Origin of the sequence: Brevibacterium sp. XM4083 (assembly GCF_006489205.2) — a bacterium.
Classification (GTDB): domain Bacteria; phylum Actinomycetota; class Actinomycetes; order Actinomycetales; family Brevibacteriaceae; genus Brevibacterium.
Window position 1 is genome coordinate 126,720 of the sequence record NZ_VFYR02000005.1, and the last position, 22,531, is coordinate 149,250.

Consider the following 22,531-nt stretch of genomic DNA (forward strand, 5'->3'; position numbering starts at 1 on the left):
GGGCACGGGCTCGTGCTCTACCGGTCGCCTGTGCCGTGCTCGCCTGCGCTCAGGGCGTAGGTGCGCGGGTCGACGGCGAGCAGACCGTCGGCCACGGCGGCGGCCCAGAATGCTTCGGGGACCTCGGCGTGGGCGAGGGCGACGTTGCGTTCGACCTGCTCAGCCGTGCGCATGCCCAGGGTGACGTTGGTGATCGCAGGGTCGCGGAGGCTGAATTGGACGGCGGCGGCCGGCAGGCTCGTGCCGTGCGCGGTCGCCAGTGCCGCGAGCTTCTCCGCCTTGTCGAGGACCTCCCGCGGCGCGTCCTCGTAGTTGTACTTCGCCTGCTGCCGTGGGTCGGCGTTGGCGAGGATGCCCGAGTTGAAGACACCGACGTTGACGACGCCGACCCCACGACTCGCGGCTGCGGGGATGAGCTCGTCCCGCCCGCCCTGTTCGAGGAGGGTGTAGCGGCCGGCCTGCATGACGACGTCGATGTCGGTGTCGCGGACGAAGCGAGTGAGCATCTCCGCCTGATTCATCCCCGCGCCCCACGCCCCGATGACGCCTTCGTCGCGCAGACGGTTGAGCTCGGGGACCGCACCCTCGAGGGCTTCCTGCCAGTAGTCGTCGGGGTCGTGGATGTAGACGATGTCGACCCGGTCGAGGCGCAGGCGCGTCAGTGATTCCTCGATCGACTGGCGCACCCCGGAGGCAGAGTAGTCGCGCACCCGGTGGAGGTCACCGGGGACGGCGAAGCCCTCGTCGTCCCAGTCCCGGGGTGCGTCGGCGGGGCGGATGAGCCGGCCGACCTTCGTTGAGACGAGGAAGTCCTCACGGGGGCGGTCGGAGAGGCCCTCGCCGAGGCGGCGCTCACTGAGCCCGAGACCGTAGTGAGGCGCGGTGTCGAAGTACCGGATGCCCTTCTCCCATGCCTCGGCGACCGCCGCTGCCGCCGTCGCGTCGTCGATCTGCCGGTAGAGATTGCCGATCGGGGCGCCGCCGAAGCCGAGCGTGCGCAGGTCGTGCAGGCGCTGCACGACGGGATTCCTGAGTGTCACTGGTTCCTCCTCGTCAGATAGAAGTCCGCCGCAGTCGCGGCCATGACGGCGGCGAAGTCCGTGTCGTCGACGACGCGGCGCAGCCCCGCGGCCGCGGCCTGCTCCCACTGGTGGTCGGGCAGGCCGTGGCCGGTCGTCGAGACGGGATGATCGGAGCCGTACATCGTCCGCTCCGGGCCGAAGGCGGTGATCACATCGCCGGCGAAGCTGTTCGCAAGGGCCAGCGCCACGTCGGCGTCGACGGCGTCGGGTGCCTGGCCGGGCAGCCCGGAGAACTTGACGTGGAGTCCGGAACGGGACGCCAGGACCGTCATCGCCTCCGCCCACTCCTCGTGGGAGAAGTCCGGATCGAAGGGCAGCGGCTTGCCGAGATGGTCGAGGACGAAGCCCTCAGCCGACCCGCGTCCTGCGAGCAGGGCATCGAGTTCGATCAGCTGGTCGGCACGGACGCAGAGATCGACGGTCAGTCCCGCAGAGCGCACAGTCTCGATTCCGCGCAGCAGCTCCCGGGCGGTGGCGCTCGGGCCAGGGTCGAGGTCACCGGCTGGGCGGGACTCGAAGTTGTCCCGCACCCCGACGACGAGCGGGCGGTCGGCGAGCCGGGCGACCACCTCGGCGAAGTGGGGGTCGGTGAAGTCGACGGCGGCGACGATGCCGCGGATGAGCGGATCCTCCGCCGCGAGGGCGGTCAGCCAGTCGACCTCATCGGCTCGCTGATCAGTGCTGATGCCGGCCTCGACGACGATCGCCGCGGTCGCGGTCGCACCTCTCCCAGCAGGCAGGCTCGTCTCCGGCAGGGCGGGCAGCTCCGCCATCCACGGGTAGGAGAAGCGGCGACGGTCCCACAGGTGGAGGTGGGAGTCGAGGATCTGCGGGGGTGCGGTCACGGGGTCACGACTCCGACGGTGATCAGGAGGTTCGCGTACTGGCGCTGGTCACCGGTGGCGATGACGAGACCGACGTCGGGCTGGCGCGCGGTGTCGTAGAAAGCGAAGCGCTCGTGTCCGGTGAAGGGGACGTCGGACAGCAGCGCGGCGTACCCGTCGACCGCCGGTGCCGTCCCGGAGTCCGCCGTGAGCATGTACTCGCACGCTTCGATGGGGAGCGTGCTGGCAAGAGGCTCGAGGACCTGGTCGACGGTGAGCAGGCCCGGGGTGACGTTGAGGGCGATGCGGGTCGTGCCGGCCGGGACTCCGGTGAGGTGGGGGTAGTTGCCGTCGGCGATGAGGATCTTCGTGCCGTGACCGCATCGGGCGAGTGCGGCGAGCAGTTCGGGATGGGTGATCGGGGTGGTGAGCATGAGCGCTCCTCTCGTGTGCGCTGGGGTCAGTCCTGCTGCTTCGCCGAGGCGGCCGACGACCTCCAGTATGCTTCGATCTCCTCGAGCGAGCGCCCCGAGGTCTCCGGGACGCGGGTGAGGACGAACCACAGGGCCGCGGCCGAGAGCAGGGCGAAGATGAGGAAGACGACCGGTCCGATCGTGTCGAGGGCGACGGGGAACGCCCACGCGAAGGTGGCGTTGAAGAGGTACTGGGCGAAGGTGATGACGCCGGTGCCGATCGCGCGCACCGACAGCGGCAGCACCTCGGGAACGAGGAGCCAGAACACCGGGCCCATGCCGATGCCGAACGCGAAGGTGTAGGCGAAGACGGCGGCGATGCTCAGCCATCCGGCGTCGGGCAGCAGCCACAGGACGACCATCGCCACGGTCTGTCCGAGCATGGAGATCGCCAGCAGTCGGACGCGACCGAGCCGGTCGATGATCGGCAGGGCGATCGCGGTGGAGACGACGAGGGCGATGCCGACCCCGTAGTTGGCGTAGCTGCCGGCCCGGTCGCCCATGCCCGACTGGGCGAAGATGATCGGGGCGTAGTAGACGACGGCGTTGATGCCGGTGAAGACCTGGAAGAACGTGAGGATGAGGAGAACGGTCATCGGCCGCCTCGCCGAGTGGGTGAGCGCCTGCAGTCCGCTGTCCTGCTGGGCGAGGCTCGACTTGATGTCGTCGAATTCGAGCCGTGCGATCTCCGGTGTCCCGCGCAGCGAGGTGAGGACGGCGAGTGCGTCGTCGTCGCGTCCGCGGGTGATGAGCCAGCGCGGGCTGGCGGGGGAGAGGATCATGCCGACGAAGAACACGGCGGCGGGGATCGCGCCGATGCCGAGGATCCACTCCCACAGACCCGAGGCCTGGAATGCGTCGCCGACGATGTAGGCGGCGAGGATGCCGAAGTTGACGGCGAGCTGGTAGAGGCCGGTGAGCAGTCCGCGGATGCGGGTGGGGGAGAGTTCGGAGAGGTAGATGAGCCCGAACATGTTGGCGATGCCGACGCCGAGGCCGAGGAAGAAGCGGGCGGCGCCGAGGACTTCCGGGGTGGGCGCGAAGGCGCAGGCGAGGGAGCCGACGAAGAAGATCACCGCGGCGACGATGAGGAGGTGACGGCGGTCGAAGCGGCGGGCGGCGAGGGTGGCGCCGATGATCGAGGGGAGTGCTCCCCAGAGCAGGAGGGAGGTGATGAGTCCCTGCTGCCCGGCATCGAGGCCCATCTGCTCGGTGAGCAGGGGCAGCGCTCCGGAGATCGCTCCGGAATCGTAGCCGTAGAGGAGGCCGGAGAAGCCGGCGAGGATGGCGATGAAGATGATCTTCGTCGGGATGGGTTCGTGCGCATGGCTGCGCGCGAGCCCGGTGTCCGTGGTCGAGTGGTCAGTCACAACGGTGTACCTGGTTTCTCACGAGGTGGTGTGGTGCTTGTGTCGGGGAGGTTCTGCGGGGTGCGGCGCCGTTCGGTGTCCGTGGAGTGCGGGTGTGGGGCCGGCTCAGGCGGATTCGGGGACGGGTGTCGCCGAGGTGGTCGCTGAGGCGGCTCGTGCCCGCCATTGCGGTCCGGTCGGGTAGGCGAAGTCGGAGAGCGTCTGGGAGAGGATCTCGGCTCCCGCACCGGGAGCCGAGGGCGGCCAGTACCTGCCGTCGTGGACGTCGACGGGGGTGACGAAGTGCTCGTGGAGGTGGTCGACGAATTCGATGCAGCGGTCGTCCATGGTCGCGGAGACCGCGACGAAGTCGAAGAGCGAGAGGTGCTGGACGAGTTCGCACAGTCCCACCCCGCCGGCGTGCGGGCATACCGGGACTCCAGCGTGCGCGGCGAGGAGCAGGTTGGTGATGTTCTCGTTGACCCCGGCGACCCGGGTGGCGTCGATCTGCATGACCCGCAGGGCGTCGGCCTCGAGCATCTGCTTGAAGACGATGCGGTTCTGGCAGTGCTCGCCGGTGGCCACGGGCACCGGGGCGATGCCCTGCTGGATCGCCGCGTGGGCGAGGATGTCATCGGGGGAGGTCGGCTCCTCGACCCAGCGCAGATCGAAGCGCGCGAGGTCGCCGATCCAGTCGATCGCCTCGGCGGTGTCCCAGTGCTGGTTGGCGTCGATGGCGATGGGGAACCCGGGACCGCAGATCTCACGGGCGATGCCGAGGCGCCGGATGTCATCGTCGCGGTCGGCTCCGACCTTGAGCTTGATCTGGGTGAAACCCTCGTCGATGGCCTCCCGGCACAGTCGGGCGAGCTTCTCATCGGAGTATCCCAGCCAGCCGGGCGTCGTCGTGTAGGCCATGTAGCCGGTGTCCCGGAGTTCGGCGATCCGCTCGGCCTTCCCGGGCTCGGCGGCGGCGAGGATGGCGCGGGCGTCGTCGCGGGTCATGAAGTCGCTGAGGTAGCGGAAGTCGAGGAGGTCGAGGATCTCCTCGGGGCTCATCCCGGCCAGCAGCTCCCACAGGGGCAGGCCCGCGCGTTTGGCCTTGAGATCCCACAGGGCGTTGACGATCGCGCCGATGGCCATATGGCTCACGCCCTTCTCCGGGCCGAGCCAGCGCAGCTGGGAATCGTGGACGAGCTCACGCCAGAATGCGCCCATGTCGGTGAGGATCGGTTCGACCTCGCGGCCGATGAGGGTCTCGGCGATGACCCGCACCGCCTCGGTCTGGATGTCGTTGCCGCGGCCGATCGTGAAGACGAATCCGTGACCGGAGTCGTCGGCGTCGGTGGAGACGATGAGATACGCGGCGGAGTAGTCGGGGTCGGGGTTCATCGCATCCGAACCGTCGAGACTCGCCGAGGTGGGGAATCGCAGGTCGACGACGTCGATCGCAGAGATCTGAGACATTTCGTCCTTTCGCACAACAGCAGCGTTGTGATCGGATGTCTGAACGGCCGGTCCGCGAAGCGATCGGTCGGTTCAGGGAATCGTTTCGCTGACCCGAGTCTAAACATAGGATGTTTAAGCGGTCAAGGGTGTGCTGTGCGGAATGAGTCGCCGAGGTGGGAGTGCGTGAGGCGCGACGCGACGGAGAGTTGGGAGAGCGGCGCGGGGGCTGAGATCGGATGTCTGGTCGTCAGCAGTCGACGCTCAACGGTCGACGACGACTCCGTCGGCGTCGGCGAAGACCATGGCGCCGGGGCGGATCGTCGCGCCGCCGAACTCGACGGTGACGTCGTGGTCGCCCTCGCCCGTCTTGCCGCTCTTGCGCGGATTGCTCGCGAGCGCCTTGATGCCGATGTCAAGGGTCGACAGGACCTCGCGATCGCGCACGGCGCCGTTGATGACGACACCGGCCCAGCCGTTGTCGATCGCGAGCCCGGCGATCATGTCGCCCATGAGCGCGGTGGCGATCGAGCCGCCGCCGTCGATGACGAGGACCGCACCGTCTCCGGGTTGGGAGAGCACCGTCTTGACGAGGGCGTTGTCCTCGAAGCACCGCACGGTCCGCGCCGGTCCGGAGAACGCGACCTTGTCCCCGAAATCGGTGAAGTCCAGTGCGATCGAGTAGAGCTCGGGACCGCGTTCATCCCAGAGGTCGGCGGTTGAGACCGTCATCGATTCTCCCTGTTCTCGTGGGCGCTGGAGGTATGCCAGCACGCTAGCACGAGGACGAGTCCAGATGCCGAACCGTTTGGAACCGGGTCGAGCGACTCGCTAGGGTGGTACGGTGCCTTCTTCCGTCGTCTCTCGTCTCGAAGCGGCTCGTGCTGCCGATTTCCCGAAGGCGAAGATCGTGACGACGCTGTCGAACGGCACGAACGGGTGGATGAGCTCGTGGGGCACGAACGCCCACGGTGAGATCGCCGGCTGCCCGCCGCCACGGCGCTGATCGCGCGCATCCGCATCCCATCCGGGCGGCAGGGCCGACCACGCACCGGATCGTCGCGCACTCGCGTTCTCTGCTCACCTCTGCGAAAGCGATCCCACCGATGTCTTCGGCTGTTCCGAACCCCACTGATTCGTCCACCTCCAACCTCACCGCACCGCCTGCGCGGGAGCGCCTTGCCCGCCTCCTCAAGCACGATGCCGTCGGCGGCATCCTCCTGCTCGCGGCGACGGCTGCGGCTCTCATCATCGCGAACTCGCCGGCCGCCGACTGGTATGAGACCGTGCGGTCGACGAAGTTCGGCCCTGAAGCGCTCAAGCTCAACCTCTCGGCGAGCAGCTGGGCCTCCGACGGTCTCCTCGCGATCTTCTTCTTCGTCGTCGGCCTCGAGCTCAAGGAGGAGTTCGTCGCCGGCAAGCTGCGCAACCCGAAGACAGCCGCGGTGCCCGTCGCGGCGGCCGTGGGCGGCGTCGCGGTCCCCTCCCTCCTCTACGTCTTCGTCAACCTCAACTCCGGCGGCAGTGCGTTGGGCGGCTGGGCGATCCCCGCCGCGACCGACATCGCCTTCGCCGTGGCGATCATCGCGATGGTCGGCAAGTTCCTGCCGCCGTCGCTGCGGACGTTCCTGCTCACCCTCGCCGTCGTCGACGATCTGCTGGCGATCGCCATCATCGCGATCTTCTACACGGACGATCTCTCCTGGCTGCCGCTGGGCTTGGCGCTGCTGCCCCTGCTCGCGTTCGCCGTCGCCGTGCAGCGGGGCATCCACGCCTGGTGGCTGCTCTTCCCGCTGGCGTTCGCCACCTGGACGCTCGTCCACGCCTCGGGGATCCACGCGACGATCGCCGGTGTCCTCCTCGGGTTCATGGTGCCGGTGGCGGCGAAGCGCCGCGGCGAAAGACGGACCGGAGACCAGCGGGGCTTCCACGCGCACGACGGCATCCACGGTTCCGAAGGCCACGGTCCGGCTGCGCAGTTCGCCGACACGTGGAGCATCCCCTCGGCGGTGATCGCGGTGCCGATCTTCGCGTTCTTCGCCGCCGGCGTCAACGTCGGGGGACTGTCCGGCCTCGCCGAGTCGCTGAGCAGTCCGGTCGCCCTGGGAATCATGCTCGGCCTCGTCGTCGGCAAGCCGCTGGGCATCAGCCTCGCGACTTTCCTCATCACCCGCGTCCGCGGATTCTCCCTCGACCGGACGATGCAGTGGATCGATCTGGTCGGAGTCTCGTGCCTCGCCGGTGTCGGCTTCACCGTCTCCCTGCTCATCGGCGACCTCAGCTTCGGTGCCGAGGATGCGCGGGCGCAGGTCGTCAAGGTCGGTGTGCTGTTCGGCTCGCTGCTCGCCGCTCTGCTCGGAGCCATGCTTCTGGGGCTGCGCAACCGGCATTACCGGATCCTCGCCGCCCACGGCGATGCGGGCTCGCCGACGACCGCAGCCCAGGACTGAGCGGGGTCGCGGCGGTCCCGGTACCCAGATCCTCTCTGACCGGGCAAGATGGAGATAGCAGATCCGTTCGCTGGCATTGGAGGTCACTGATCATGTCCGAGACACCGGAACCCACCGAGGCGACCGAGGAGTCGTCCGCGCAGAAGGACGCCCGCGACGCGGCTCGCGAGCATGATGATCAGCTCGTCGAGGAGTGGGGCGACGAATCGTTCCCGGCCAGCGACCCGCCGGAGAACTACTGAGGCGACACGCGACCGGACTCCTCAACCGGCAGTCGAGGAGTCCGGCCGCGGGCGAACTCAGCGCCGAAGTTCGTCGATCCGGCCGGTCTCGCCGACGATGACGAGCTTGGTCGTCGCGCGCGACATTCCGACGTAGATCATGTCCGCGGCGCGGGACTCGTCGCGGAACCCGTTGAGGCAGAGGACGACGGCGGGACGTTCGAGCCCCTTGAAGCCGAGGACGTGCCCGTAGAAGACCGCCTCGGCGGAGAAGAACTGATCCCAGTACGCCTGGTAGCCCTCCTCCTCGACGATCTCCCGCTGCACCGGATGCCTGCTGCCGGTGGTGAGCAGGGCGATGTCACCGGGCTGCCATCCGGCGTCCATGAGGGCTTCGACCTGTCCGTCCGCCTCGGCGAGGGCCTGATCTGCCGGGACGGGGATGACATCGATGTCCTCCGCGGGGCCGTTGCGGCTGATCGGAGGGTCGGTGGCGAAGCCGGAGAACGCGGTGACGATCTGTTCGGAGTTCCGGAGGTTCTCGTCGAGCTGGATGGGGTTCATCGTGATCGGGGAGGAGCCGTGCCTGCCGAAGACGCGCTGGCGCTCGTCGGTGAACACGTAGAGGGTGCCTTCGGCCTGGTTGCGCAGGCACGACGCCACGGCCTCCCACCACAGCGGACTGAAGTCCTGGCCCTCGTCGATGATGATCGCGTCGAAGAGCTGGCGGCGGGGACGGTCGTCGGCGAGCTCCCGGAGGCGGCGAGGCAGCTCCTCCTCCCAGTAGGCGGAGTCGTCGTCGCTGCCCTCCTCGGCGCCCCAGCTGATCGGCAGGTCGTGGAAGAGGCCGACGTAGGCGGGTCGGTCCGCCTCGGGCCACGCCGAGGTGACGAGCTGGAGGAATCTGCCCAGGCCCCGCGAATAGCACATGAGCGCGACCGACTTGCCCTCCTGAGTCAGGGCCTGCGCCTTCCGGAGTGCGAGGTAGGTCTTGCCGGAGCCGGCGCCCCCGCTGATCTCGGCGCGGGTCTGATGGCGAAGGACGCGGATGAGCCGCGCCTGCTCCTGGGAGAGCTGGTTGGCCCGATCTTCGATGGCCTGGGCGCGCACGCGGAGGTTGGCGATCGCCAGATGAGTCCGTCGCAGATTCTTCGTCACCGGTTCCATCGGAAGGCTCGGGTCATCCCGGTCGGGGATGCGGGCGTGACGGAAGGCCGCGGCGATCGCCTCGGCCAGTCGGGGCATATCGGTGGAGTCTCCGAGGAAGTGCCGTGGTGCGTCGGGCAGGTCCCAGTCCGCAGGCAGCTGGGTGTAGGGGAGAACGGCGAAGTGGATGACGGGACCGGGCAGGCGGGAGAGGCGGGGTCGCAGGTAGCGGATGAGTCCGTGTTTGGCGACCATCGCCTGGTCGATCGGAGACTGCTTGAGCCGGTGGCGCTGCTTCCGCCTGTCGTGGGTGTACCAGGTGCCGTCGACGACGTCGATCCGTCCGCCCTTGACCTCGACGACGGCAATGCCGAGTCCGGGCCAGAGGACGAGGACGTCGATTTCGACGTCCTTCGTCGCGGTCGTCACGCGTTGGCCGTGGATGAGAGTGGCAGTGTCGGGAAGCTGCCGTTTCAGCGCCTTCCACACCGCTGCCTCGGCGCTCGACTTTCCGAAATCCGGTTCCTCCGGGATCAACGTCACCATGTCGTGAGCCTACCGGCTGGACGCCGGATGTCACGACTGCGGTAGTGGGGAGTTCGGGTGGCATTCCGCCGGAGGACTGCTGTCGGTCGTCGCGCCCGCCAGGCTGCTGGGCCGGATCATCCTGGACGGGTGTCCCAGTTCGCCGGGTCGGTCTCGTCGGCGACCGCCCTCAGCACACTGAGGACCGTGCTGAGCTTCTTCGACATCCTCGCCTCCGCCAACGCCACGCCGACGAGGGTGTTCGACAGTCCTGCATCGGTCACCGGCACATAGTCGAGCGACAGCCCTTGGAAGGCGCGGACGGTGGGGTGCGGAACGGCGTAGGTGAGCGAATACCCCAATCCCATCGACACCATTGACCGAATCGTCTCGACGTTGGGGATGAGCCAGCGGACTCGAGGTTCCAATCCGATGTCGCGGACCATGCTCAGCAGGATCTCGGCCGTCGGGGGTGCGTCGAGGAGGATGAGAGGCTCGTCGATGAACTCGCCGATCTCGACCTCGGTGCGTCCTGCCAAGGGATGATCGTGGGCGAAGAGCGCGTACAGCTGCACCTCGCAGAGGGTGTGGCGCCGGAGCCCGTCGATCTGCACCTGCTTGCGATACATCACGGCGATGTCGATCTCACCGCCGAGGACCATGCGCTGAATCGACATCGGGCGCGCCTCGATGAGTTCGACGTCGACGTCCGGGTGGCGCTGTCCGAACGCGGCTGCCACTCCGGGCAGCATCCGCGGTGCCACCGGGGGAATGCACCCGACTCGCAGTGGTCCTCGCAGCGCTGTGGCGTCCTCATCCACGGATTCGACCGCCTCGGCGACCGAGGAGACGATTGCTCTGGCATGGAAGCCGAACTCACGTCCCGCGCTTGTCGGGCTGGCTTTGCGCGCGGGTCCGCGGGAGAGCAGGGTGACCCCCAGCTGCTTCTCGAGCTGACTGAGCGCCGCCGACACCGTCGCTTGGGAGACGTTGCTGTAGAGGGCGGCAGCGCTCACCGAACCTCGATCGAGGACGGCCAGGAAGTATTCGATCTGCCTGAGCGTGATGTCCTTCATTGAAAACACCTATGTTTTCCACGGGTTTATTTTGATTTTGCTTTTGATCCTGATGGGAAAGACTGAATGAGTCAACCCACACCGAAGAAGCTGAGGGGAACACCGGACTATGGACAGTTCAATGATGAAAGTCGTCACCCTGGGAACTGCGGGCGGACCGCGCTGGTTCGCCGGAGACACGAAGGACCGGACCGGCATCGCCACGGCGATCGTCGTCGGAGAGAGGTTCTACCTCGTCGACGCCGGCCATGGTGTGGGCCGCCGGATCCGGCAGGCCGGCCTCGATCTCGACGACCTCGGGGGGATCTTCATCACCCACATGCATTCGGATCACACGATCGATCTTCCTTCGCTCATCGTCTTCGGCATGCAGGCGCTGCACAATCGCGCCGATGACCCGGTGCCGATCGTCGGCCCCGGTCAGCGCGGTGCGCTTCCTCCGGTGTCCCCGCGGGCGCTCGTCCCACCGCGACCGGTCGCTCCGGCGAATCCGACCCCCGGCGTCTCCGGCCTGTTCGCCGGCATCGTCGCTGCGTACGCCACCGATATCAACGACCGCGTCCTCGATGCCCTGCGTCCGTCGCCGGAGGTTCTCTTCGATCCGCGTGACATCGTCGTGCCGGAGGGGATCGGCTACCACCCGAACACTGACTCGCACCCGGAGATGGAGCCCTTCGTCATCTTCAAGGACGACCTCATCACCGTGACGGCGACTCTCGTCGACCATCCGCCTCTCGCACCGGCCTTCGCGTTCCGGTTCGACAGCGAGCACGGGTCGGTGACGATCTCCGGCGATACCTGCGAATCCGCGAACCTGGTCCGTTTGGCACAGGACACGGACCTGCTGCTGCATGAGGCGATCGACTTCGAATGGGTCGACGGCATGTACGCTCAGCGGCAGGACGACAACGGACGGGCTGTGCGGGATCATCACTACAAGTCGCACACGTCCGTGGCCGGCGCGATTCGCGTGGCCAATGCCGCGGGAGCGAAGACGCTCGCGCTTCACCATCTTGTGCCGAGCATCGCCGACGACGCGGTGTGGACGCGCGGTCGTGAGGAGTTCACCGGGACGTTCCTCGTCCCCGACGACCTCGATGTCCTGACGGTCGGTGCGGCCGTCGATGCTGCTGTCAGGAGCTGACCGCGATGGAGAACAACAAAGACGTTGTTGACGCTGACGGCCTGCAGACCTCGCTGCGCACTCCGGAGATGAAGCGGATCCTCGCCTCGAGCTTCATCGGCTCGGCGATCGAGGTCTACGACTTCCTCCTCTACGCGACGGCCTCGTCGATCGTGTTCGCCCAGCTGTACTTTGCGGACCTGGGGCCAGGGCTCGCGCTGTTCGCCTCGTTCACCACCCTGGCTGTCGGCTACCTGTCGCGGCCATTGGGCGGGCTGATCTTCGGACACTTCGGCGATCGTGTGGGACGGAAGAAATCCCTCGTCGTCGCCATGGTCATGATGGGCACGGTGACGGTGCTCATCGGTCTCATGCCGCCGACGGCGACGATCGGCATGATCGCACCGACGCTGCTTCTCATCCTGCGGATCATCCAGGGACTCGCGGTCGGAGGGGAGTGGGGAGGCGCTGCGCTCATGGCCCTCGAACATGCCCCGAAGAACCGGCGGGGACTCGCCGCTGCCTTCGCCAACGCCGGCGGACCGTTCGGCGCGATGCTCGCGACGCTCGCGCTCTCGCTCGCTGCCACACTGACCGGGAGCGGCTTCGTCACGTGGGGCTGGAGGATACCGTTCCTCTTCTCGGCCGCGCTCATCGTCATCGGTCTCGTCATCCGCCTCAAGGTGAGCGAGACGCCTGCCTTCCAGAAGCTGGAGGCGGAGAGCGATCGCCGGAAGATGCCGGTCGTCACGGTGTTCGCGAAGTACAAGAAGCAGATGCTCATCGGCACGCTCGCGGCGATGACCCTCTATGTCACACAGGGACTGACGACGGTGTGGGGCGTCTCCGTCGCCGTGGCAGCGGGCGAGGACCAGCCGACAGTGCTCAACTGGAAGGCGCTCGGTGCACTGACGACCTTCGTCGTCACTCTCATCGTCGCGCGCCTCAGCGACCGGCTCGGGCGCAAGCGCACACTCATCGGCGCCCATCTCATCGCCGCCGTGTGCGCTCTGCCGATCGTCATGCTCATCGTCAGCGGCAATATCGGCGGCTTCGCGATGGCCATCCTTCTCGGCAACGGACTCGTCCAAGGGCTGCTCGCCGGGCCGATCGCGGCGTACATCTCCGAGCTGTTCACCGCCGACGTGCGGTATTCGGGTGCGTCCTTCGCCTACCAGCTCGCATCGGCTCTCGGGGCAGGTCTCTCACCGATGATCGCCTCGGCGCTCATGCTCGTTCCCGCCTCCGGGCCGTATCTCATCGCCGCATTCTGGGCGCTGTGTGCGGTCCTCGGACTCATTGCAGTGGTGACGAGCCGACCGACGAATGACCTCGGCGACCAGCCTCGGGAGGCTGAGGCCGCCGACGACCGTCGTCACGGCGCCGAGGTCGCGTCCCGCCCGGCGTCAGCCGCGGCATCGAACCGTCTCGCTCCGGCCCGCCGGGCGGTGACCCGGCGCACTGCGATCTGACGAAGTCGCAGCCGCGACAGACCTCTGCCTCAGGTGTCGTTTCCGCGCACCTGAGGCAGAGGTCTGTCGCCGTTCTGCCGTCGACCCCAGTCGACGTCGAGTGCGAAGTCGATGAGGGCCTGCACGTGCGCCGACACCGCGATGTCGGAGGGCCAGATCACCTCGACGGCGACGGGTGCGACGGCCGGTTCGATCTCCTTGACCAGCAGCGGGTAGCCCTCGTAGCTGGCCGGGTTGTTCTGCCGCTGGACGAGCACGCCGTATCCGAGGCCGCGTGCCACGAGCGTGCGCACGACCTCGTAGCTCGTCGTCCGGTGGCGGACATGAGGATGCAGGCCGCGCTCGTGGAACATCGTCAGCGTGTGCTGGCTCGAGGGAGGGGAGTCGAGCAGGATCATGTCCCGGTCGACGAGATCCTCGAGACGCACCGTCTCCGCCGCGGCGAACGGATCGTCGGGGGAGAGGATGACGTGCGCCGGCAGAGCGACGAGCCGCGCACGCTTCGGAGCGCCCGGGATCAGCGTCTCGTAGACGAAGGCGACGTCGATCTCTCCCGACTCGAGCTTTCCCGCCAGCCGGTCCTGCGGCGTCTCGACGATCTCGAGACTCACCCGAGGATGCTGCTGGCCGAAGTCGGCGAGGAGGACGGGCAGGATCATCGGGGCCAGCGTCGGATAGCACCCGATCGTGATGGGACCGACGAGCTCGCCGTCGACAGGGGTGAGCTCGCGTTCGAGTTCGTTCGCCTCAGCGAGGAGTGTCTGAGCGCGCGCGGCGACCTGGCGACCGGCGGCCGTGAGGACGAGACCGTGGGCCTTCTTCCGGATGCACAGGTGGGCGTCGAGCTGATGTTCGAGCGCGGTGATCGCATCGGAGATCGCCGAGGAGGACACATGGAGCTCGGCCGCAGCGGCGGAGATCGTTCCCAGCCTCGCTGCCGTGACGAGGTAGGAGAGCTGCCGAAGGCTGAAGCGAGGAGGCTGATCAGACTGCATATCCGTTTTTCCTGAATTTGATGTGCGATTAATTCCGCTTTTCCTTTGTTCTCATTCTCCACAGACTGGTCTGTGAACACCACCACAGCTCACAGTCGAGGGGGAAGACGACGATGACTTCTCAGATCCACACCGGTTCGCCGACCGGAATCGAGGCCGCACCGGTTGCCGATTGGGTGACGATCCCGGAGCTCTACGCCGATCCGTTCCCCATCTACGACCGTCTGCGGGCCGAAGGCGGAGTCCACTGGGTGCCCTCGGTCAACCGCTACCTCATCACGAGCTACGAAGCCGTCAGTGAGACCGAACACGACCAGGAGACTTACTCCGCCAACGAGAAGGGCTCGCTGCAGATCCGCGCGATGGGCCACTCGATGCTCCGCCGCGACGATCCCGAGCACTACCCCGAGCGCCGTGCCTGGCAGACCGTCCTCAAACCCGGCTACGTCAAGCGGGTGTGGACGCAGATGTACCGCGAGGTCGCCGAAGACCTCCTCGCCGGTCTCAGGGACAAAGGAGACGGGGCAGATCTCATCTGGGACTTCGCTGCCCCCTATGCCGCAGAGACGCTGCGTCGGATGCTCGGTCTCTACAACGTCGACCAGGCCGATATGCAGCGGTGGTCGCAGACCCTCATCGACGGGGTCGGCAACTACGCCGACGATCCTGAGGTGTGGGCGAAGTGCGAACGTTCCTTCACCGAGGTCGATGACGCGCTCGATGAGATGCTCGACTACCATCTCACGCATCGGGACGACTCCCTGCTGTCGGGTCTGCTCTCGATGCCGGGGGAGACGATGCCGATCGAGAAGATCCGCGCGAACATCAAGATGACCATCGGCGGTGGGCTCAACGAACCGCGCGACGCCCTCGGGGTCGCCGCCTACGCGATGTTCACCCACCCCGAACAGCGGGCCGCGGCGATGGCCGATCCGTCACTGTGGCCGACGGTGTTCGAGGAGACCATTCGGTGGATCGCCCCCATCGGCATGTACTCGCGCCAGGTCACCCACGACACCGTCCTCGCCGGCACCCCGCTGCCCGCCGGTGCCCAGCTGGGCATCTGCGTGCTGTCGGCGAACCGGGACGAGAGCATCTGGACCGATGCCCACACCTTCAACATCCACCGGGAGGTCAAGCCGCACCTCGCCTTCAGCAAGGGCGTGCACGTGTGCCTGGGCAACTGGGCGGCCCGGTCGGAGATCGCCGAGGTGGCGCTGCCCCTGCTCTTCAACAGCCTGGGAGGACTCGACATCGACGAGAGCCGGGAGACCCGCATCGGCGGCTGGGTGTTCCGCGGAATGCTCTCCCTGCCGATCACGTGGACCTCCGCCAGCCGCACCCCCGACTACGGTGCCGCCCACACCGGCGCCACCGCCTCGGCGACGGAGAAGGACAAGGGGCCGGGCCCGCGGATCGCGATCGTCGGCTCGGGACCCTCCGGGTGCTTCAGTGCGAAGGAGATCCTCCGCCGGGTGCCCGGCTCCGCGGTCGACGTCTACGACCGGCTCCCCGTGCCCTACGGCCTCCTCCGCTACGGGGTCGCTGCCGACCATCAGGGCACGAAGTCCGTCGAGACGCAGTTCGACAAGCTCTTCGCCGACCCGCGGGCCCGGTTCATCGGCAACACCGAACTCGGTCGGGACGTCAGCCTCGACGAACTCAAGGCGAACTACGACTCCGTCGTGCTCGCCAGCGGACTCTCCCACGATCGGGCACTCGAGGTCCCCGGTGCCGAGCTCGACGGCGTCTACGGGGCCGGCCGGATCACGCGCCTGCTCAACGGGCATCCCGACGAGGAGTTCGCTGACGAGGTCCTCCCACGGCTCGGGGCGCGGATCGCCGTCGTCGGTCAGGGCAACGTCGCCGTCGACATCATCCGCCTGCTCACCTGCGAGTCCTCAGCACTCGAGGGCAGCGACATCGACGACCGCATCCATTCCCGGCTGCGCAACGATGTCTCCCGCATCGATGTCATCGGCCGCTCGGGCGCGACGGCGGCGAAGTTCGATCCCGTGATGATCCGCGAACTCGCCCGGACCCCCGGCCTCCGCCATGTCCTCCACGGCGTCGATCTCGACTCCACGGCACCGGGCAAGGATGCGAAGCTCGACGCCCTCCGCGATCTCGGCGCCGCCAACGGCGGCCCGGCGGCGATCGAGGTCCACTGGTGGTTCGGTGCGACCCCGCAGGCGATCACCGGAGACACTGCCGTGGCCGGCATCGACGTCGATATCTCCGGGTCCGCCGTCCGCCTCGACGTCGACTCGGTGATCTCGGCGATCGGATTCGTCCGTGACATCCCGACGATCGGGCAGCTCGGGATCTGTCCGGTCTCCCCGATCCCCGGTGACGGCAGGATCGATGACCGGCTCTTCGCGATCGGCTGGCTCAAGGGCAACGGTCGGGGGACGATCCCCGACCAGCGCACCGAGGCGAAGGCCCTCGCCGCGCTCATCTCCGCCGAGGTCGACGCCGGGACGATCACCGTCGGCGCCACCGGCCTCGACCCCCGGGACGGGGCCACCGACTTCGACGGATGGCGTCGCATCGACCTGCGCGAGCGCCTCGGCGCCGGCCTCGGACGGTGTCGGTCGAAGATCACCGCGCGACACGAGTTGCTCGAGGCGGCCCGGGACGCCAGCCTCGACGCGCAGCTGACGGTCGCCTCGGCGAGTACGAGCAGTGATCTGGCCCCCGATGTGCCGCTGACGATCCTCTTCGGAACGGAATCGGGCAATGCCGAACTCGTCGCCGAGGAGCTCGGAATGTTCCTCGGCGAACGCGACGACCTCGTCATCTCCGATCTCGCCGCGGTCGATCCGACTGAACTCGACCCCACACGGTTCCACCTCATCGTGTGCTCGACCTACGGCGACGGAGACGTCCCGAGCTCGGCGGCGGACTTCTTCGCCCGCCTCCACGATGACGACGTTGACTGCGCCGGGATGCGCTTCGCGGTCTTCGGGATGGGCGATGCCAGCTACACGAAGACGTATTCGCGGGGCAGCGAACGCCTCACCGAAGCCCTCGAGGCCACGGGCGCGGTCCGGGTCGGCGAGTACGGACGCCACGATGCCGGCGGCACCGTGCCGGCGGCCGAGGCGGCCTGCGAATGGGCGGAAGGAGTGCTGACGAACCTCACGACAGAACTCTCCCCGGCCTGATCTGCCGCACAGCCCAGCCCCGCTGCGAGCCCGCCCCCGCACCAGGGGCGGGCATTCCCCGACCCTCACCTGAACAAGGACGTTCACATGACTGCGACACCTGCACTCACCACCCCTGCCCAGAAGCGAAACCAGCGGAAGGTCGCGTTCGCCGCGGTCATCGGCACGACGATCGAGTGGTACGACTACTTCACGTACTCGACGGCGGCCGCGCTCGTCTTCGCCCAGCTCTACTTCGCCCCCGCCGGGGAGGCGATCGGACAGATGCTCGCCTTCGCGACGATCGGCATCTCCTTCCTCTTCCGCCCGCTCGGGGCGTTCCTCTCCGGGCACTTCGGCGACAAGCTGGGGCGCCGCTTCATCCTCGTCGTCACGCTCGTGACGATGGGTGTGGCGACCGCGCTCATCGGACTCATCCCCACGTACGAGACGATCGGCGTGACCGCACCGATCCTCCTCATCCTCCTGCGCATCATCCAGGGTCTGTCCGCCGGCGGCGAATGGGGCGGGGCGGCGCTGCTGGCCGTCGAACACGCCGACGCCGACAAGCGGGGACGGGCCGGATGCTACCCGCAGCTCGGGGTGCCGCTGGGCATGCTGCTGTCCTCGGGCGTCATCGCGATCATGACCGGTGTCATCTCGCCCGGTGACGCGTTCATGGAATGGGGCTGGAGGATTCCGTTCCTGCTGTCCGTCGTGCTCATCGGCATCGGCTACTGGGTGCGCCGCTCGGTCGAGGACACTCCCGTGTTCAAGGAGATCCAGGTCGAAGCGGCCAAGCGCAAGGCGCCGATCATCGACCTGTTCCGCAAGCACTGGCTGCTCGTCATCGTCGCCGCCCTGATCTTCGCCGGCAACAATGCCAGCGGCTACATGACCACTGGCGGATTCGTCACGAAGTACGCGACCGATCCCGTCGGCTTCGCACCGACTCAGGTGCTGCTGGCGATCACCTTCGGGTCGTTCGTCTGGCTCATCTCCACCGCAGTCTCCGGCGTCCTGGCCGATCGGATCGGGCGCGTGCGCACGTATGTCATCGGGTTCATCGTCCTCATCGTCACGGCGTTCCCGCTGTTCTGGCTCATCGACACCGGCAACCTCGGCCTGCTCTACCTCGCCCTCGGGGTGTTCTCCATCGGGCTCGGCCTCTCCTACGGTCCGCAGGCCGCGCTCTACGTCGAGCTCTTCCCCGCCTCGATCCGCTTCAGCGGCGTGGCGATCTCCTATGCGCTCGGCGCCGTGCTCGGCGGGGCCTTCGCTCCGACGATCGCGCAGGCGCTGCTGCAGGCGACCGGAACGACGGCTTCGGTCTCGCTCTACCTCGTCATCATGGCGGCGATCTCGCTGCTCGCCGTCTCCGTCGTCCGCGACCGCCGCGGCATCGACCTGTCCGTGGGCAACGAAGAGGAGCAGGCGACCGGAGTGTGGCGCCGCCGCTGACCTCGCCGAGGCGGCCGTCCGTGCCGGGCGGCCGCCTCGTTGGTCGGTCAGTGCGGCCGGTCGCCGAGGTGGGGCGGCATGGGCCGTGTCACCCGGGCCCGCTCGACGAGCACGGCGATGCGCACGCGGTTGTTCGTGTCGAGTTTGATGTTGATCCGGTTGAGATGGGTCTTCACCGTCGCCGGACTCATGAACGTCGCCTCGGCGATCTCCTGGTTCGACAATCCATCGGCGACGAGCACGGCGATCTGAAGCTCTCGTTCGGTGAGGGCGGCGAGCTGCTCCTCGGCCGCGCGCTGGCTGCGCTGGTCGGGATTCGCCGTGACCTTCTTGATCATCCGCTTCGTCGCCTGCGGGGAGAGGAAGGACTCTCCGTCATGGATACGGCGGATCGCCTCGGCGAGGGCAGTGGGACCGATGTCCTTGAGGATGTACCCGACGGCGCCGGCATCGAGGGCACGGAAGAGATAGTCGTCGGTGTCGAAGCTCGTCAGCGCCACGACCTTCGGCGGACGCACGCCGTTTGTGAGGCGCTCCATGGCCTCGATGCCGCCGATGCCGGGCATGCGGATGTCCATGAGGACGAGATCGGGGAAGTGGAGCGCAACCTTCTCCAGCGCTTCTTCTCCGCTGTGGGCCGATCCGACGACGTCGATGTCCGGGGCCGCGTCGAGGATTCCCCTGATCCCGGTGACGACCATCTGATCGTCGTCGACGACGATGACGCGGATGGGTGCGGCGGTCTCGGTCATGAGCGCAACACTACCGGAGGCCCACGACACCGCGAGTCCGGTGCCGCAGGGCCTCCGGTCGACCCGGACTCACCCCCGGCGGGGGAACGGCGGCAGCGACACGTCGACGACGAACTGGCCGTCCCGGACGCCGATGTCCGCGGTGCCGTCGAGCATCGCCGCCCGCTCCCGAATCCCTTCGAGCCCGGCCCCCGAGCCCGTTGAGGACAGGCCGTGCCGGCCCACCGCCGGCGAGGGATCACCGGGCGTGAACGGCAGGGTCGACGGTCGGGGCGGAATCACCTCGGCGCGGGCATCACGGGGCTCACCCGGCCGACCGGCCTGCGGGGCGGGATTGGCGATGACGATTCGGGCCCCGCTGTCGGCCGACACACCGACGTCGACGGTGACAGGAGCGCCCGGGGCATGCTTGATCGCGTTCGTCAGGGACTCCTGGACGATCCGATAGACCGCCCGGTCGAAGACCGTCGACGCCGCCTCGACGTCCTGGATGATGATCGAGGGCCGAATGACGGTTCCAGTCGCCTGCACGGAGGCGATGAGCTGCGGAATCGACTGCATGGACGCCAGGCTCGGGGGAGTGGACTGCTCCTTCTTCGGACCGGTGCCCGTCAGCGTTCCCTCCCGCACCCCGCCGACCAGATGACGCAGGTCTTCGAGAGAGGCGTGGGCCTCCTGACGCAGCGCCGAGGCGGTCGAGGCGACATCCGAATCGCCCTTCCCGCCGACCTCGAGGGCACCACTGTGCAGGGAGATCACCGAGAGCCGATGGGAGAGCGTGTCGTGGAGCTCGCGGGCGAGCAGCTCACGCTCGGACTGCCGGGCGAGCTCGGCGCTCAGCGCTTCATTGCGCTGCGCCTCGTGCGAGGCGAACGCCTCAACGGACTTCATCCGCCGGGTGCGGCGGAGGAGGAAGCCGACCCCGAGGCTGATGCCGAGAGCGAGCAGACCGATGGCGATCGTCACCCCGTCGACGGCCAGTCCCAGATCGCGCGGCGGAGCAGGCGTCGTGACATTGCCGGGGGTGGAGCCGGAGGTGATGAAGAGGAAGCTGAACGGGTTGAGCGCGGTCGGCAGCAGGCACATGCGCACGATCGCGAGGACAGTCACGCCGGATCCGACGATCGCAGCGGTCGCTGCCGAGCGGCGGGTGCCGCGGATGATGAGGTGGAACATGCCGATGAGCATGAGCAGGCAGTCGCCCCAGGCCAAAGCCAGTCCGAGCCCGACGGCGAACGGCACCCACGGCCATTTCCGGCGCACGAACACCGTGCCCCACAGGGGGAGCAGGAAGAGGACGACGAGCACGCCGATGACACTGACCACGCCGGCCTCGAACGCCCACGTGTTCGCGACGAGCGCCATCACCGACTGCAGATAGCCGATGGCGAAGAGCACGATGCTGACGAGGATGCTCAGGGTTACCGACAGCCAGCGGGGCATGCGTGTCCGTTGGGGCGGGGTGAATGCCGGCCCGGTCTCGGGTGTGTGCGCCGGCGGCATGCTCGGCTGCTGGCCCGGCCGCGGTGGGACGCTGAGGCCGGGACGCCTCGGCGCCTCCGGATGCGGCGTCGGGGTCGACCCGTGGCCGGCCGACATCGGACCGGGGTGCGGCGACCGTCCGCGCTGGGGCGGGAGGGCACCGCGCTCAGGCGGGAGGGCACCGTGCTGCGGCGGCTGCGACCCGCCGGCAGTCGGCTGCCCGTCGCGCTGAGGCGGCTGTGGCCCGCGCTGCGGCGGGAGTGGATGACCTGACACAGAAGAATCGTAACGGGACGGTCTGACACGCGTAGTCCACCGATCGGGTCGCGCGGCCTCCACCGATCGGCTAACCCGATCGAGCCGATGGGCGGACGCGGCCGGTTCGGTGCTGATCGAAGCTGGGTGGGTCACAATCACCCGCTTCGCCGGTCGCCTCGGGCGGCGAAGCTCCCACTGAGCCTCCGGTGTCGAACGACACCGGTCCAGGCCACCTCAGCCGATCAAGGAGCGCCATGTCGAACCCGCAGAACCCTCAGCAGCCCGGACCCCAGCAGCCGCGTCCCCAGCAGCCCGGCCAGCCATCCCACCAGGGGCATCCGCAGGCGGGGCAGCCGATGCAGCCGCAGTATGTCTCTCCGTACCCGAACGTCCAGGGCGGCTACGCTCCCGCGGGCACCGGACCCCAGCAGTCGGCGCCCCACGGCCAGCCTGCTTACGCCCCGGCGTTCGGACAGCCCGGGCCGCCGAACGGCCAGAAGCCCGCGAAGCAGAAGAAGCCGCTCCTCAAGCGCTGGTGGTTCTGGCTCATCGTCATCGTCGTCGTCATCATGCTCATCAACGCCATCAACGGCGGAGGCGGCGACACCACCGAGGACACCGGGTCGACGACGTCGCAGGAAGGCAGCGAGGCGGGCTCCGCCGAGGAGAACAACGCCGAGGAGCAGCCCGCCGAGGAGAACGGCACGGAAGGCCAGCCCGCCGAGGACAAAGCCGCCGCGCCCGCCGAGTACGGCATGGGTGACGCCGTCGCCGCCGACGGGTGGGAGATCACCGTCGACAAGGTCGAGGACGGCGTCTCGACGGTCGGCAGCGAATACCTCAACACGAAGGCTCAGGGGCAGTTCGTCAAGGTGTCGGTTTCCGTGAAGAACACGACGTCAGAGCCGGCGTTCTTCTACGAGGACAACATCAAGCTCGGCGATGACAAGGGCAACGCGTACTCCTCCGATTCGGAGGCCGGGCTCTACGCCGATGAGGACTCGATTCTCTTCCTCGAGGAGATCAACCCCGGCAACACCGCTGAAGGCGTCCTCGTCTTCGATGTGCCCAAGGACGTCAGCCCCGACCGGCTCACGTTCGCAGGCGGAATCTTCTCCGATCCCGTGGAGATCTCCCTGAAGTGATGCCCTCGCCGAGGTGACCGCTCCCCAGCCGGCACCGGTCCGGTCCGGTCCTCGGGCCGGACCGGTGCCGGCTGCTCGAGCCGGTGTGGAGAGTGATGGGCCGCC

At 68.0% G+C, this 22,531-nt stretch carries 19 protein-coding genes; 8 read left to right on the forward strand and 11 right to left on the reverse strand.

Going from position 1 to position 22,531, the window contains the following annotated elements; all coding sequences use genetic code 11:
- Nucleotides 1-17 precede the first annotated feature (17 nt).
- From FJ887_RS15765 to rraA, 6 genes are all read right to left on the reverse strand, one after another.
- A complete protein-coding gene (locus tag FJ887_RS15765; protein WP_140955602.1) occupies nucleotides 18-1,040 on the reverse strand; it encodes an aldo/keto reductase in 1,023 nt (340 codons plus the stop codon).
- Nucleotides 1,037-1,927, reverse strand: a complete 891-nt coding sequence (locus FJ887_RS15770) for an amidohydrolase family protein (protein WP_140955603.1) — start codon at nucleotides 1,925-1,927, stop codon at nucleotides 1,037-1,039. Before FJ887_RS15770 ends, FJ887_RS15765 begins: the two co-directional genes overlap by 4 nt.
- Nucleotides 1,924-2,340: an RbsD/FucU family protein gene (locus tag FJ887_RS15775; RefSeq protein WP_137824198.1), complete on the reverse strand. Its 417-nt coding sequence runs from the start codon at nucleotides 2,338-2,340 to the stop codon at nucleotides 1,924-1,926. The genes FJ887_RS15770 and FJ887_RS15775 overlap by 4 nt, the downstream gene beginning before the upstream one ends.
- Before the next feature lie 26 nt (nucleotides 2,341-2,366).
- Nucleotides 2,367-3,749 (reverse strand): sugar porter family MFS transporter, encoded by a 1,383-nt coding sequence (locus FJ887_RS15780; RefSeq protein WP_212743269.1) that lies wholly within the window; start codon nucleotides 3,747-3,749, stop codon nucleotides 2,367-2,369.
- Nucleotides 3,750-3,854: 105 nt separating this feature from the next.
- The gene (locus tag FJ887_RS15785) at nucleotides 3,855-5,195 is read right to left on the reverse strand and encodes an enolase C-terminal domain-like protein (RefSeq protein WP_137824197.1); all 1,341 of its coding nucleotides are present in this window, start codon (nucleotides 5,193-5,195) and stop codon (nucleotides 3,855-3,857) included.
- A 243-nt stretch (nucleotides 5,196-5,438) separates the two neighbouring features.
- Complete coding sequence (gene rraA / locus FJ887_RS15790; protein WP_137824196.1) at nucleotides 5,439-5,906, reverse strand: ribonuclease E activity regulator RraA; 468 nt, start codon at nucleotides 5,904-5,906, stop codon at nucleotides 5,439-5,441.
- 112 nt (nucleotides 5,907-6,018) lie between these two features.
- Here rraA and FJ887_RS15795 point away from each other — a divergent pair, with 112 nt between their 5' ends.
- From FJ887_RS15795 to FJ887_RS15805, 3 genes are all read left to right on the forward strand, one after another.
- Nucleotides 6,019-6,180, forward strand: a complete 162-nt coding sequence (locus tag FJ887_RS15795; RefSeq protein WP_171006940.1) for a hypothetical protein — start codon at nucleotides 6,019-6,021, stop codon at nucleotides 6,178-6,180.
- Nucleotides 6,181-6,280: 100 nt separating this feature from the next.
- Nucleotides 6,281-7,624, forward strand: a complete 1,344-nt coding sequence (gene nhaA / locus FJ887_RS15800) for a Na+/H+ antiporter NhaA (RefSeq protein ID WP_137824195.1) — start codon at nucleotides 6,281-6,283, stop codon at nucleotides 7,622-7,624.
- Between the two features lie 92 nt (nucleotides 7,625-7,716).
- Nucleotides 7,717-7,866, forward strand: a complete 150-nt coding sequence (locus FJ887_RS15805; RefSeq protein WP_171006942.1) for a hypothetical protein — start codon at nucleotides 7,717-7,719, stop codon at nucleotides 7,864-7,866.
- Nucleotides 7,867-7,923: 57 nt separating this feature from the next.
- Here the strand turns inward: FJ887_RS15805 and FJ887_RS15810 are convergent, their stop codons facing one another.
- Together FJ887_RS15810 and FJ887_RS15815 are read right to left on the reverse strand one after the other, a co-directional pair.
- Nucleotides 7,924-9,537: an NERD domain-containing protein gene (locus tag FJ887_RS15810; protein WP_137824194.1), complete on the reverse strand. Its 1,614-nt coding sequence runs from the start codon at nucleotides 9,535-9,537 to the stop codon at nucleotides 7,924-7,926.
- Nucleotides 9,538-9,653: 116 nt separating this feature from the next.
- Nucleotides 9,654-10,592 carry a LysR family transcriptional regulator gene (locus FJ887_RS15815; protein WP_137824193.1) on the reverse strand — a complete coding sequence of 313 codons (939 nt, stop codon included), beginning with the start codon at nucleotides 10,590-10,592 and terminating at the stop codon, nucleotides 9,654-9,656.
- Nucleotides 10,593-10,713: 121 nt separating this feature from the next.
- Between FJ887_RS15815 and FJ887_RS15820 the strand changes: the two genes are divergently transcribed.
- Entirely contained in the window at nucleotides 10,714-11,736 is a 1,023-nt protein-coding gene (locus FJ887_RS15820; protein ID WP_249356408.1) for an MBL fold metallo-hydrolase, read from the forward strand.
- A gap of 5 nt (nucleotides 11,737-11,741) precedes the next feature.
- A complete protein-coding gene (locus tag FJ887_RS15825; RefSeq protein WP_140955604.1) occupies nucleotides 11,742-13,187 on the forward strand; it encodes an MFS transporter in 1,446 nt (481 codons plus the stop codon).
- A 29-nt stretch (nucleotides 13,188-13,216) separates the two neighbouring features.
- Here FJ887_RS15825 and FJ887_RS15830 read toward each other — a convergent pair whose 3' ends face one another.
- Complete coding sequence (locus FJ887_RS15830; RefSeq protein WP_137824190.1) at nucleotides 13,217-14,182, reverse strand: LysR family transcriptional regulator; 966 nt, start codon at nucleotides 14,180-14,182, stop codon at nucleotides 13,217-13,219.
- Nucleotides 14,183-14,295: 113 nt separating this feature from the next.
- Between FJ887_RS15830 and FJ887_RS15835 the strand changes: the two genes are divergently transcribed.
- Nucleotides 14,296-17,349 (forward strand): cytochrome P450, encoded by a 3,054-nt coding sequence (locus FJ887_RS15835; RefSeq protein ID WP_137824189.1) that lies wholly within the window; start codon nucleotides 14,296-14,298, stop codon nucleotides 17,347-17,349.
- Nucleotides 17,350-17,436: 87 nt separating this feature from the next.
- Complete coding sequence (locus FJ887_RS15840; RefSeq protein ID WP_137824188.1) at nucleotides 17,437-18,789, forward strand: MFS transporter; 1,353 nt, start codon at nucleotides 17,437-17,439, stop codon at nucleotides 18,787-18,789.
- A 47-nt stretch (nucleotides 18,790-18,836) separates the two neighbouring features.
- On the opposite strand, the gene FJ887_RS15845 is transcribed toward FJ887_RS15840, so the two are convergent.
- Both FJ887_RS15845 and FJ887_RS15850 read right to left on the reverse strand, forming a co-directional pair.
- Nucleotides 18,837-19,541 (reverse strand): response regulator transcription factor, encoded by a 705-nt coding sequence (locus tag FJ887_RS15845; protein WP_137824187.1) that lies wholly within the window; start codon nucleotides 19,539-19,541, stop codon nucleotides 18,837-18,839.
- A gap of 69 nt (nucleotides 19,542-19,610) precedes the next feature.
- Entirely contained in the window at nucleotides 19,611-20,984 is a 1,374-nt protein-coding gene (locus tag FJ887_RS15850) for a sensor histidine kinase (protein WP_249356405.1), read from the reverse strand.
- Nucleotides 20,985-21,535: 551 nt separating this feature from the next.
- Between FJ887_RS15850 and FJ887_RS15855 the strand changes: the two genes are divergently transcribed.
- Nucleotides 21,536-22,426: a DUF4352 domain-containing protein gene (locus tag FJ887_RS15855; RefSeq protein ID WP_137824185.1), complete on the forward strand. Its 891-nt coding sequence runs from the start codon at nucleotides 21,536-21,538 to the stop codon at nucleotides 22,424-22,426.
- The last annotated feature ends 105 nt before the right edge of the window (nucleotides 22,427-22,531 follow it).